The 12,497-nt window shown below is 72.7% G+C and carries 11 protein-coding genes; 5 read left to right on the plus strand and 6 right to left on the minus strand.

Going from position 1 to position 12,497, the window contains the following annotated elements; all coding sequences use genetic code 11:
• Positions 1-6 precede the first annotated feature (6 nt).
• Positions 7-1,308, minus strand: coding sequence for an extracellular solute-binding protein (locus ACWDX7_RS12640; RefSeq protein ID WP_451490484.1), 1,302 nt, complete (start codon positions 1,306-1,308; stop codon positions 7-9).
• Positions 1,309-1,553: 245 nt separating this feature from the next.
• Here ACWDX7_RS12640 and ACWDX7_RS12645 point away from each other — a divergent pair, with 245 nt between their 5' ends.
• From ACWDX7_RS12645 to ACWDX7_RS12655, 3 genes are all read left to right on the plus strand, one after another.
• Positions 1,554-2,486: an ROK family protein gene (locus tag ACWDX7_RS12645; protein WP_451490571.1), complete on the plus strand. Its 933-nt coding sequence runs from the start codon at positions 1,554-1,556 to the stop codon at positions 2,484-2,486.
• Positions 2,486-3,649, plus strand: a complete 1,164-nt coding sequence (gene nagA, locus ACWDX7_RS12650) for an N-acetylglucosamine-6-phosphate deacetylase (protein WP_451490483.1) — start codon at positions 2,486-2,488, stop codon at positions 3,647-3,649. The genes ACWDX7_RS12645 and nagA overlap by 1 nt, the downstream gene beginning before the upstream one ends.
• A gap of 99 nt (positions 3,650-3,748) precedes the next feature.
• Positions 3,749-4,666: a 1-phosphofructokinase family hexose kinase gene (locus tag ACWDX7_RS12655; RefSeq protein ID WP_451490482.1), complete on the plus strand. Its 918-nt coding sequence runs from the start codon at positions 3,749-3,751 to the stop codon at positions 4,664-4,666.
• 27 nt (positions 4,667-4,693) lie between these two features.
• On the opposite strand, the gene ACWDX7_RS12660 is transcribed toward ACWDX7_RS12655, so the two are convergent.
• Positions 4,694-5,728 carry a CBM35 domain-containing protein gene (locus ACWDX7_RS12660; protein WP_451490481.1) on the minus strand — a complete coding sequence of 345 codons (1,035 nt, stop codon included), beginning with the start codon at positions 5,726-5,728 and terminating at the stop codon, positions 4,694-4,696.
• A 68-nt stretch (positions 5,729-5,796) separates the two neighbouring features.
• Complete coding sequence (locus ACWDX7_RS12665; RefSeq protein ID WP_451490480.1) at positions 5,797-7,689, minus strand: diguanylate cyclase domain-containing protein; 1,893 nt, start codon at positions 7,687-7,689, stop codon at positions 5,797-5,799.
• A 300-nt stretch (positions 7,690-7,989) separates the two neighbouring features.
• Between ACWDX7_RS12665 and ACWDX7_RS12670 the strand changes: the two genes are divergently transcribed.
• Positions 7,990-8,559 (plus strand): flavin reductase family protein, encoded by a 570-nt coding sequence (locus ACWDX7_RS12670; RefSeq protein WP_451490479.1) that lies wholly within the window; start codon positions 7,990-7,992, stop codon positions 8,557-8,559.
• Between the two features lie 122 nt (positions 8,560-8,681).
• Here the strand turns inward: ACWDX7_RS12670 and arfB are convergent, their stop codons facing one another.
• On the minus strand, positions 8,682-9,107 hold the full coding sequence (arfB, locus tag ACWDX7_RS12675) for an alternative ribosome rescue aminoacyl-tRNA hydrolase ArfB (protein ID WP_451490478.1): 426 nt from the start codon (positions 9,105-9,107) through the stop codon (positions 8,682-8,684).
• Positions 9,108-9,255: 148 nt separating this feature from the next.
• Between arfB and ACWDX7_RS12680 the strand changes: the two genes are divergently transcribed.
• Positions 9,256-9,831 carry a TerD family protein gene (locus tag ACWDX7_RS12680; RefSeq protein ID WP_451490477.1) on the plus strand — a complete coding sequence of 192 codons (576 nt, stop codon included), beginning with the start codon at positions 9,256-9,258 and terminating at the stop codon, positions 9,829-9,831.
• 187 nt (positions 9,832-10,018) lie between these two features.
• Here ACWDX7_RS12680 and ACWDX7_RS12685 read toward each other — a convergent pair whose 3' ends face one another.
• A complete protein-coding gene (locus ACWDX7_RS12685; protein ID WP_451490476.1) occupies positions 10,019-11,440 on the minus strand; it encodes a M1 family metallopeptidase in 1,422 nt (473 codons plus the stop codon).
• Between the two features lie 119 nt (positions 11,441-11,559).
• Positions 11,560-12,108, minus strand: a complete 549-nt coding sequence (locus ACWDX7_RS12690) for a GlcG/HbpS family heme-binding protein (RefSeq protein WP_451490475.1) — start codon at positions 12,106-12,108, stop codon at positions 11,560-11,562.
• Positions 12,109-12,497 lie beyond the last annotated feature (389 nt).

Genomic DNA, 12,497 nt, shown 5'->3' on the forward strand with positions numbered 1-12,497 from the left:
CGCCGGTCAGTTCGGTTCCGCCGCCCGCGCCGCCGTCGCGATCTCCTCCAGCACCTTCGCCGGCTGCCCGCCCGGCTGCACGGTCTTGCCGATGTCCTGCTTGACGCGCTCGCTCACGGCTGCCCAGGACTTCTTGCCGACGGGGTAGAGCCGGGAGTTCGGCAGCGCCGCCAGGAAGGTCTTCAGCTGCGGCGCCCCGCCGCCCGTGGCGGCTTCCGTCACCCGGTAACCGCTGGTGGTGGCGGGCAGCAGGTCGTACATGCCGGTGAAGGCGGCCACGTTCTTCGGCTCGTAGAGGTAGTCCAGGAACTTCCCGGACTCCGTCCTGTGCCCGGTCTTGAAGGCCATCACCCAGTCCGCGACGCCCATCGCCGAGTGCTCGGTCCCGTCGGCCGTCGGCATGGTGACCATCCCGAACTTCACACCCTTGGCCCCGGCCTGCTTCATCAGCGTCGGGTGTCCGTTCAGCATGCCGACCTCGCCCCGCGCGAAGGCGTCGAAGGCGGCCTGCCGGTCCAGCTTGCCCGGCTCGACCGGTCCGGTCAGCCCCTGGCCGACCATCTTGTCGCGCAGGAACTCCAGCGTCCGGACGTTCTCGGGGGAGTCGATGGCGTACTCCTCCTCGTCGTCGGTGTAGCCGCCACCGCCCGACAGCATCCACATCATCGTCTCGGCCTGCGCCTCCTCGCGGCCCAGCGGCAGCGCGAAGGGGGTCGGCACGCCCGCGCCCTTGAGCTTCTTCGCGGCGGCTTCCAGATCCGCCCAGCTCTTGGGCTGCCAGCCGTTCTTGGCGTCCTTGGGCAGGACCCCCGCGTCGCCCAGCAGCTTCTCGTTGTAGAAGAGCAGCCGCGTGCTGGCCACGAAGGGCAGTCCGTACTGGACCCGCCCCATCTTGCCCGCGTCCGCGAGCGGCCCGAGGAAGTCGGCCTCGGTGTTAACGGAGAGCAGCTCGGCCGCCGTGTAGAGCTTGCCGGCGGCCGCGTAGTCGGCGTAGGCGCCGATCTGCGCGATGTCGGGGGCCTTGCCGGCCTTGACCATCTCGGCGACCTTGGCGTCGACCTCCGACCAGGAGTAGACGCTCACCTCGACCTTGATGCCGGGGTGGCGGTTCTGGAAGCCGTCGGCGAGGCCCTTCCAGTAGGCCGTCGAGGAGTTCTGCGGATTGTCCCCGTAGTCGGCCGCCACGACCCGCAGGGTCACCTCGTTGTCCCCGGTGAGTCCGCCGAGGGCTCCGCAGCCCGTCAGCGTCACGGCTGTCAGGCACAGTGCGGCGCCGGCCGCGGCCAGGCTCAGGTAACGGCCCTTCACAGTTCTCGTTCCACCCCTTGTTGTACGTACGATCCACGTAAGGTCTACACCACTTTGGCGGCTCGTTCACCTCGGCATCCGCTGCGGCCCCGCTCCGTGCCCGCTTCTTATCCGGAGCCGGACCAGGAGCAGGCACCGCAGCGGGCCCAGGAGCAGGCCCCGGATTTTGTATGCCCACTCAACAATCCCTCCCAATGGACTAGACCTTTGCCAGCCGAGCACGCGAGACTGTGCCTGTGAAACCCGTGAAACACGTCATCGCCCTCGATGTGGGCGGCACCGGGATGAAGGCCGCCCTCGTCGCCGCCGACGGCACCCTGCTCCACGAGGCGCGCCGCGCCACCGGACGCGAGCGGGGCCCCGAAGCCGTGGTCGAGACGATCCTGGACTTCGCCGCCGAGCTCCTCGTCCTGGGCCGGGAGCGCTTCGCCGTAGCCGCTTCGGCCGCCGGCGTCGCCGTCCCCGGCATCGTGGACGCCCCGAACGGGATCGCCGTCTATGCGGCGAACCTGGGCTGGCGCGACGTGCCGATGCGCGCCCTGCTCGGCAGCCGCCTCGGCGGCATCCCGGTCGCCCTCGGCCACGACGTCCGTACGGGCGGACTCGCCGAGGGCCGCATCGGCGCCGGCCGCGGGGCCGACCGCTTCCTCTTCGTACCGCTCGGCACCGGTATCGCCGGAGCCATCGGCATCGCCGGCCGCATCGAGGCCGGCGCCCACGGCTACGCGGGCGAGATCGGCCACATCGTGGTCCGCCCCGGCGGCCCCGACTGCGGCTGCGGCCAGCGCGGCTGCCTGGAAACCCTCGCCTCCGCCTCCGCCGTCAGCCGTGCCTGGGCGGCCGCCGCAGGCGACCCCGAAGCCGACGCCGCCGATTGCGCGGCGGCCGTCGCGGCGGGCGACGCCCGCGCCCGGACCGTCTGGCTGGAGGCGGTCGGCGCACTCGCCGACGGCCTGGTCACCGCCATCACCCTGCTGGACCCGCGCACGCTGATCATCGGTGGCGGGCTGGCCGAGGCGGGAGAAACCTTGTTCACACCACTGCGGGCGGCCGTGGAGGAGCGCGTGACGTTCCAGAAGCTGCCCCACATCGTTCCGGCGGCCCTCGGGGACACCGCCGGATGCCTGGGCGCAGGGCTGCTCGCCTGGGACCTACTCGCCACGGAGGTACCTGCCTGATGTCCGGAAGCGCGCACAGCACCGTTCTCTCCGGCGCCAGGGTGGTGCTGCCCACCGGAACCGTGGCGGGCGGCCGCGTCATCGTCCACGGCGAGCGCATCGCGGGCAGCGCCCACGAGGGCGCGCACGTCGTCGACCTGTCCGGGCACTGGATCGTCCCCGGCTTCGTGGACATGCACAATCACGGCGGCGGCGGCGCCTCCTTCGCCTCCGGCACCGCCGAGGAGGTCCTGCGGGGCGTACGCACCCACCGCGCGCACGGGACCACCACCCTGATCGCCTCCACCGTCACCGGTGACCTGGACGAACTGGCCCGGCGCGCCGGGCTGCTCGCCGAACTGACCCAGCAGGGCGAGATCGCGGGCATCCACTTCGAGGGCCCGTTCATCTCCCCGTGCCGCAAGGGCGCGCACAAGGAGGACCTGCTGCGCCACCCCGATCCCGCCGAGGTCCGCAAGCTGGTCGACGCCGCCCACGGCGCCGCCCGCATGGTCACCCTCGCCACCGAGCTGCCGGGCGGCCTGGAATCCGTACGGCTCCTGACCGAGCACGGGGTCATCGCCGCGATCGGCCACACGGACGCCACGTACGAGCAGACGCGGGCCGCCATCGACGCGGGCGCCACCGTGGCCACCCACCTCTTCAACGCGATGCCCGGCCTCGCCCACCGCGAGCCGGGCCCCGTCGCCGCGCTGCTGGAGGACGAGCGGATCACCGTCGAGCTGATCAACGACGGCACCCACCTGCATCCGGCGGCGCTGGAGCTCGCCTTCCACCACGCGGGCGCGCACCGCGTGGCGCTGATCACCGACGCGATGGACGCGGCCGGCTTCGGCGACGGGACCTACCACCTGGGCCTGCTGGAGGTCGAGGTCAAGCAGGGCGTGGCCCGGCTGGTCGAGGGCGGCTCGATCGCCGGCTCCACCCTCACCCTGGACACCGCCTTCAAGCGCTCGGTCACCCTCGACAAGCTGCCGGTGGAATCCGTGGTCCAGGCGATCTCCGCCAACCCGGCCAAGCTGATCGGCCTGTACGACCAGATCGGCTCGCTGGAGCCCGGCAAGTACGCGGACCTGGTCGTCCTCGACGCCGAGTTCGACGTCAAGGGCGTCATGCGGCGCGGCGAATGGGTCGTCAGCCCCCTTGCCGCCGCGGCCGCCTGACGGCCAAGCGGCCGTACGCGACGAAGCGGTCGGCCCCGGAGACTGGGCCGGCCGCGCCGTGTTTGGCATGATCCCGGCAGCAACAGACCGGGGGTGCCCATGATCCTGACCGTGACGCTCAACACCGCGCTCGACGTCACCTACCGCGTGCCGACCCTGCTTCCGCACGCCTCGCACCGGGTCACCGGTGTCACCGAACGCCCCGGCGGCAAGGGGATCAACGTCGCCCGCGTGCTGGCCGCGCTCGGCCACGAGGTGACGGCGACGGGCTTCGCGGGCGGGCCCGTCGGCTCCGTCGTACGGGAGCTGCTCGCGCGCTCCCCCGGGGTGGTGGACGCCCTGGTCCCCTGCGCGGGCGCCACCCGCCGCACCGTGGCCGTCGCCGACGAGGCCTCGGGCGACACCACGCAGTTCAACGAGCCCGGGCCGCCGATCACCCCCGAGGAATGGACGCGCTTCCTCTCCCGGTACGAGGCCCTGGTGGCCGGCGCCCGCGCGGTGGCCCTGTGCGGCAGCCTGCCGCCGGGCGTGCCGGTGGGCGCGTACGCCGTGCTCGTCCGGTCGGCCCGGGCGGCCGGTGTCCCCGTCCTCCTGGACACCAGCGGCGAGGCCCTGCGCCGCGGGATCGCCGCCCGCCCCGAGATGATCAAGCCGAACGCCGCCGAGCTGGCCGAGCTCACCGGCTCCCGCGACCCGCTGCCCGCCACCCGCGCCGCGCGCCGCCGGGGCGCCCACGCCGTGGTCACCTCACTGGGCCCGGACGGGCTGCTGGCCGCCACCCCCGAGGGCACCTGGCGGGCGGCCCCGCCGCGCGCGCTGTCCGGCAACCCCACCGGAGCCGGGGACTCCGCCGTCGCCGGACTCCTGTCGGCCCTGGCGGAGGGCCTGGACTGGCCGGAACGCCTGATCCGCGCGGTCGCCCTCTCGGCGGCCACGGTCCACGCCCCGGCGGCGGGAGAATTCGACCCCCGCACCTACGAGGAGGTACGGGGGTCGGTGAAGGTGAGGGCCTGCTGAGGCCCGCCGTCGACGTGGGGCCCGGGCTCAGCCCTGTTCGAGCCAGAGCTGGTCGATGTTGACGTTGCACTTGTTGCCCGCTTCACACGACAGCCTGATCGTGTTGGCGCCCTTGTCCAGGGTCACCTGGCCCCAGGTCGTCTGCCAGCCCTTCTCCCAGTCGCCCTTGGGCGAGTTGGCGAAGTTGCGCATGCTGAGCGGCGAGGTGTTGACCTTGCCGTTCACGGCCAGGGTCCCGTTGGCGTCCTCGCCCGGGATGCCGAAGCGCACGTAGAAGCGGTAGTTGCCGGCCTTCGGGACGTCCAGCGTCCACGTCAGCGCCGCACCGGGCCGGTTGAAGCCGCCGACGTACTGGCCGCCCGAGCTCTTCGCGCCCGGTACCGCCGACTCCAGGACCGCGCCGCCCGTGAGGGCCATTCCGGCGCCGGCCGCCTCACCCTTCGGCAGCGGGGCCTGCGACGGCTTCGGGGAGCCGCTCGGGGGCTGCGGGGTCGGGTTCGGCGGGGGCGCCGACTGGTTCTGCCCGCCGTTCGCGGAGTCGTCGCGCTTCTCCCCGCCCTTGTCGCCGAAGGCCAGTGCCGCACCGATGCCGATCGCGACCGCGGCGACCACCGCGACGGCCGCGATGAGCAGGCCCTTGCGGCTGGACGCGCCGTCACCGCCAGCCCTGCCACCGCCGCCACCGCCGCCGCTCGGCGGCACGATCGGCTGGGTGTGCGACTGCGGGGACTGCTGCTGCGGCGGGACGCCGTAACCGCCCGCCTGGAGCGCCTCCGGAGACTGGTACTGCGCCTGGTAGGGCGGCTGCTGCTGCGGAACCGGGCCGCGCTGGCCGCCGTACGTCCGCTCACCGACCGTACGCACCTGGTTGTACGAGGTACGGGGGACGCCGGGCTGCGCGCCGGCCTGACCACCGCCCGTCGGACCGGGGTAGCCATATCCACCGCCCGGGGGCGGGGTGGCTCCGGCGGCCTGGCCGTCCGCGTAGAGATAGCCGAACGGATCGTCGTCCTCGGGCTTGCTCGCCCCACCGTGCGGGCCGTTGTTCGCGGGCGTCGTCATCGCAGGTCACTCCTTTCGACCCACGGGAGCCTACCCCGAACACGTGCGCCCACGGACGGCCGATCAGCTCAGCCGGCCCGGCGGTGCGCCTTGGATCGGGACCTTTTCTCGATATACATGCGCTGGTCGGCGGAGCGCAACACCTCGTCCGCCGACATGCCGCAACTCGCCCAGCTGATCCCGAAACTGGCCCCCACGCGCACCGCGCGGCCGTCCACGCGGATCGGCGGGATGATCGCGTTGCGCAGCCGGACCGCGAGATCGGCGGCGTCCGCCGTCCCGAGCCCGTCGGCCAGGACGACGAATTCGTCACCACCCAGCCGAGCGACGGTGTCACCGTCCCTGACTCCGGTCGTCAGCCGCCGGGCCACCTCGATCAGGACCGCGTCACCGGTGTGGTGGCCGAAGCGGTCATTGATCGACTTGAAGCCGTCGAGGTCGCAGAAGAGCACCGCGAGCCCCTTGGTCCCGTCGTCGACCTCGGTCGAGGGTGCCACCGTGTGCACGTGGTGGTCGTACGGTCCGTCCGCCTGCGCGGGCACCGCACCGGGGTACTCGAAGGCGTCGGACCCGGCGAACCGGTTCGCGGGGTCGGGCTGGAAGCCGTGCTCACCGGCGCCGACCGCCTCGGTGCGCACCTCGTGTCCCGGATAGCCCGTGGGGCCCGCCTGAGCCGGGTGACCCGCGTGCCGCCCCTGTCCCGCGTGCCCCGGGTGTCCCGCGTGGCTCTCGTATCCCTCCGGGCACGCCTGCGCCGCGTACCCCGCCTGCCCCGCGTATCCCCCTTGTGCCGCGTATCCCGGCTGCTCGGGCTGTCCGGCCCGGCCGCTCGGGCTCTCGTAGGCGGCGTCCAGGGCCTCCACGGCGGTGGCGCGCACGGACTGCGGCCTGCGGCACAGCCGCGACCCGAGCCGGGAGCGGAGCTCCGCGCTGTTGGGCAGGCCGGTCAGCGAGTCGTGGCTGGCGCGGTGCGCGAGCTGGAGCTCGTGGCGCTTGCGCTCCTCGATGTCCTCGACGTGGGTCAGCAGGAAGCGCGGCCCGTCGGCGGCGTCCGCGACCACGGAATTGCGCAGCGAGACCCATACGTACGAACCGTCGCGCCGGCCGAGGCGCAGCTCGGCGCGGCCGCCCTCGGCCGAGGTCCGCAGCAGGGTGCCGATGTCCTCGGGGTGGACCAGGTCGGAGAAGGAGTAGCGGCGCAGGACGGAGGCCGGACGGCCGAGCAACCGGCACAGCGCGTCGTTGGTCCGCAGGAGCCGGCCGTGCTGGTCCCCGCCCATCTCGGCGATGGCCATGCCGCTGGGCGCGTACTCGAAGGCCTGCCGGAACGACTCCTCACTGGCCCGCAGCGCCTGCTGCTCCCGTTCCAGCCGGACGAGGGCGCGCTGCATGTTCGCGCGGAGCCTGGCATTGCTGATCGCAATCGCCGCCTGGAAGGCGTACATCTGGAGCGCTTCGCGCCCCCAGGCGCCGGGGCGGCGTCCATTTCGCGGTCTGTCCACCGAGATGACACCAAGAAGTTCCCCGCCGGACGCGTGCATCGGGGCGTAGAGGCGGTCCTCGGGGTGCCACTCGTCCTCGAAGCGCGGTTCGGGGCCTTCGGTGTGCCACTGGGGGACGTCGTCCTCCATGAGGACCCAGCCCTCGGTGTGCGGGATGAAGCGCAGCCCGTCCCAGTCCTCACCCATCGTCAGGCGGCGCTCCCAGGAGGGACGGGAGCCGACGCGGCCGGTGATGAGGGCCTCTGCGGCGGGGTCACCTGCGAAGGCGGCGACGACGAGATCACCGTCGGGGCGGACGAGATTGACACAGGCGAGTTCGTAGCCGAGACCCACGACGATGCCGTCCACGACGGTCTGCAGAGTGTCCGCCAGGCTCCTGGCCGTGTTGAGTTCGGCCACCACCTGGTGCAGCTGCCGCAGGGTCGCAAGACGGACGTACGGCTCCGACTCGGTCTCCATTGCTCGCTCTCCCCGAGACCTCGACAGCAACTCCAGGTGTGTCATCGGCGTTTCGTTGCGGTGTCCCGTCCACTGAATCACAGTGAGCTGTGCGGCAGGTACACAGGGTCAACAAATCTTGACGTGTGTGACTCAAGTCACATGAGATGAATAACGACGCCGAACAGCCCGGGAGGCACTGGGAGCGCTCCCGCTTCTTCACAGGGGCAAACGTACGCCCTCGGCCTAGGCCGAGGGGTGGGGACGCGGCTCGGACCTGCGCCCGATGTGCGGCGGGGCCCGCGCGCTTAGCGTTGGAGGGTGCCCAAGACGACCCCTGCGCTCCCCGGCCCGCACCTCACCCCCCATCCTGAGGGGGTGAGCAACGACGAGTTCCTGGCCGCGATGTCCCGGCTGGCGGCGGGCGTGTGCCTGATCACCGCGCACGAGACGCCGCTGACGGCCGAAGGCCCGCGCGGCGAGGACGCCGGCATGACGGCGACCGCCTTCATGTCCGTGTCCCTGGACCCGCCGCTGGTGGTGGTGAGCCTGCGCGAGGGCTCCCGGATGGACGACCTGCTCGCGGAGCAGCCGCTGTGGGGCGTCTCCGTCCTCGCCGACCACCAGGTGCAGGTGGCGAGCCGCTTCGCGATGAAGGGCCGCATCAGCGACCGCCTGCTCTTCGCTGACCTCCCGTACGTCCGCGGCGCGGTCTCCGGCGCACCGCTGCTGACGGGCTCCCTCGCCACCCTGGAATGCCGTACGGAGAACCGCGTCGCGGCGGGCGACCACACCCTGGTCGTGGGCCGCGTGCTGACCACCGCGCTGCCGGCCGCGGACGCGCCGCCCCTGACGTACTTCCGCGGCCGGTACCGGCACCTGGACTTGTAGGGGGTGTTTCTCGCGGGCCGGGCGGGGCGGGACCGTGACCGGGGGCCCGGGAGGTCTGGAGGCCCGGGAGGTCGGGCAGGTCCCGGCAGGTCCGGCAGGTCCGGCAGGTCCGGCCAGGCGGGCTACCAGTCGCGGCCGGTGCGGCCCCGCTTGGTCTCCGCCCGGGCCTTCTTCTCCCGCAGCCGGCGTTCATTGATGCCCCGCGGGATCTTCGTCGCCCGGCGCGGCTTCGGCGGCGGCGCCGTCGCCTCCGCGAGCAGGGAGGCCAGCCGGACCAGCGCCATCTCGCGGTTGCGGAACTGCGACCGGTGCTCGGAGGCCCGTACCGTCAGCACCCCGTCCACCAGCCGGGTCGCGAGCCGCTCCAGCGCCCGGGCCTTCCACACCTCCGGCAGCGCGTTCGTCGCCGCGAGGTCGAAGAGCAGCTCCACCCGCGAGTCCGAGGTGTTCACGTGCTGCCCGCCCGGCCCGGATGACCGCGAGAAACGCCAGGCGAGCTCGCCCTCGGGGAGCACGACCGAACCACGGATGACATAGGGACCAGGCATGCCCCTATGATCCGCTGCCGTCCCGGCCTCGTCATCCACATTTCAGGCGGGAACCCGAGTGGCCCCTCCTCGCGTTAGACAATCAGCGGTAACTTGACCGCATCTCGCGGTCAGTACGTGCACGTTGTACGAAGAAAGGGACATTCCGATGGCAGTAAGCCTGTCCAAAGGCGGCAACGTCTCGCTCACGAAGGAGGCCCCCGGCCTCACCGCCGTCACGGTCGGCCTCGGCTGGGACGTCCGGACGACGACCGGTGTCGACTTCGACCTCGACGCGTCCGCCATCGCGGTGAACCCGACGGGCAAGGTCGTCTCGGACGGACACTTCGTCTTCTTCAACAACAAGTCCACCCCGGACCAGACCATCGTCCACACCGGTGACAACCGCACCGGCGAGGGCGCGGGCGACGACGAGGCCATCAATGTCAACCTCGCCGGCCTGCCGGCCGACGTAGACAAGATCGTCTTCCCGGTCTCCATCTACGACGCCGAGGCCCGCAGCCAGAACTTCGGCCAGGTCCGCAACGCGTACATCCGCGTCGTGAACCAGGCGGGCGGCTCCGAGATCGCGCGCTACGACCTCTCCGAGGACGCGGCGACCGAGACCGCCATGGTCTTCGGCGAGCTCTACCGCAATGGCGCCGAGTGGAAGTTCCGCGCGGTCGGCCAGGGTTACGCCTCCGGCCTCACCGGCATCGCCCAGGACTTCGGCGTCAACGTCTGAGTCCGTCCGGACCCGGCGCCACATCAGGGCCCCGGCTCGGCTGCGGCCTGCTGCGGAGCTCAGGGTCCGTTGCTCGGTGAAGCCCCCTCCCGACCATCCGGGGAGGGAGCTTCACCACCGCGGCAGGAGGGGCCGTACGCCTTCGGCAGCCCGGAAGCGCGAGGGCCCCTCAGCCTGCACCGCCGCGCTACGGGGCGGGCTCGGGGCGGCCCTGCCCGTACAGCCAGCCGTCCCAGACCTTCTTCAGGTCCTGCCCCGTGCTCCGCTCCGCGTAGGCGGTGAAGTCCGCCGTGGCGGCATTGCCGTGCCGGTGGTCGGCGGCCCAGCCGCGCAGCAGGGCGGAGAACTTCTCGTCGCCCACCTCCTGGCGGATCCGGTGCAGCACCATCGCACCGCGGAAGTAGACCGGACTCCCCGAGATGTGCTCGGGGCCGGGCGGCGCGGCGGGCGGGAAGGCGTCCCAGTCCGAGCCGGCGTTCGCGTCGACGTCCGTGTCCCCCTCCAGGAACGCGTCGAACCGCTCCTGCGCGGTGCTCCCGCCGTGGTCCTCGGCCCACAGCCACTCGGCGTACGTCGCGAAGCCCTCGTTGAGCCACATGTCCTTCCAGGACTTCGGCGACACGGAGTCGCCGAACCACTGGTGGGCGAGCTCGTGCAGGACGAGCTGCTCGTCGGGCGCGCCGGAGAAGACGGGCCTGGTCTGCGTCTCCAGCGCGTAGAGCAGGGTGCCGGCGGGCAGGACGATCGCCCCCGCCGTGCTGAAGGGGTACGGGCCGAACCTGCCGCTGCCCCACTCCACCATCTCGGGAAGCCGCGCGAGGGCGGCCTCGCTCGCCGCCGCCTCCCCGGGTGCCACGGCGTTGTAGAGCGCGAGCCCCGACCCGGGGATCCGTTCCTTCGTGACCCGGTACTCGCCGACGGCGGCGGTGGCCAGGTAACTCGCCATCGGTTCCGGGCTGTGCCACGCGAACTGTGTCCGCCCGCCGTCCACTTCGGTGCGCGACCGCAACTCTCCGTTGGAGACGGCCTCGTAGCCGGCCGGGACGGTGAGGGTGATGTCGTAGACGGCCTTGTCGCTCGGGTGGTGGTTGCCGGGGAACCAGGCCATCGACCCGACCGGCTCGCCGACGCCCACCGCGCCGTCCTCCGTGGTGATCCAGCCCTCCTCGGAACCGTCGGCGTCGGTGACGGTCCTGGGCGTGCCGCCGTAGTCGACCTCCGTACGGAAGACCTCGCCCTGCTTCAGGTCCTCGGCCGGACGCACGGTCAGCTCGTTGCCGGAGCGGTTGTACCGGGCTCCCGCGCCCTGCACCGTCACCCCCTCGACGCGCAGGCCGGTGAGGTCGAGGTTGAAGGAGCTGAGCGCCTGCTCGGCGCGGGCGGTGATGACGGCCGTGCCGTTCAACTTGCCGTCGGCGGGGTCGTAGGCGAGGTCGAGCTCGTAGTGGTCGACCTGGTAGCCGCCGTTGCCGGCCTTCGGGAAGTACGGGTCGCGCAGCCCCGACGCGCCGGGCCGCCCCTGCACCGGGCCGCCCGTACAGGCCGTGGTGACGGCGAGCAGGGCGGCGACGGCGGCGGCGGTGAGGCGGCTGAAGGCGCGGTGTTCCACGCGCTCGATCCTAAGCGCGGCCGGGGCGCCGCTTGCGGATCCGGCGGCCGGCCGAGGCGGCGCTCCCCGAGCGCCTGACCGGCGCTGATGTGAGGACCTGGGGGGTCTGGTGGCCGGGATCAGTGGGCCAGCGAGTCGGCGCCCGCCTTGGCGAACTTCTCGTCCAGGTCACCGCTGGGCGCGCCGGCCACCCCGATACCGGCGACCGGGGCGCCGCCGGCCTGCACCGGGGTGCCGCCGCCGAGGAAGAGGGTGCCCGGGATGTCCTTCAGGTTCGGGGTCTGGGCGAGGCGGCCCGCGAGCACGGAGGTCGGCGCGTTCCACGACACGGCGGTGTAGGCCTTGCGCTGCGCCGACTCGTAGGACTGCGGGCCGGCGCCGTCGCCGCGCAGGGTGACGATGGTGTTGCCGTTGCGGTCCACGACCGCGACCGTCACCTTCTGGTTCTCCTTCTGGGCCGCCTGGAGCGCGGCCTGCGCGGCGCGGGTGGCGGCGTCGACGGTGAGGTGGGTGGAGGTGGTGAAGTTCTTGTCGTCCGCCTCCTTCACGACGGCTGCGGGGGCGGCGGCCGGGGCGGCGCTGGCGCTGGCGCTGACGGCGCCGAAGGTCCCGGCGCCGAGCGCGACGGCGAGGGCGGTACCGGTGAGGACGCGGGTGCGGGTGTTCATCTCTGCTCCTGAGTACGGTGGCGGCATCGGGACGGTCCGGGCGGGCCGGCTCATCCACTGCTGCAAGCCTGGGCCCGAACCCCGAGCCGACCGGTCCCCGGACCGGCTCGTACCGGGCAGCGCACCGGTTGACCCCGGGGTCAACCGATCGGCTGATGCGCCCGCCGTCCCGCATCGGCTTGGCTGACCCCTGTCCCGCCCGCTCCCACAGCACCCGTGAAGGAAACCGGGCCACCGGCCAGGACCGCCACCCGCCCGGAAGCCGCCACCGGCAGGCGCCCCCGCCTACGGGAGCCGCCGCGGCCTCATGCCGCCGCAGCACCCGGCGCCCGAGGGGGCGAGGCGGCCGCCGTACGGGCTCATCCCCGCACCCTGCGCGCGGTGGCGGC

It is taken from the genome of Streptomyces sp. NPDC003034 (genome assembly GCF_053591375.1).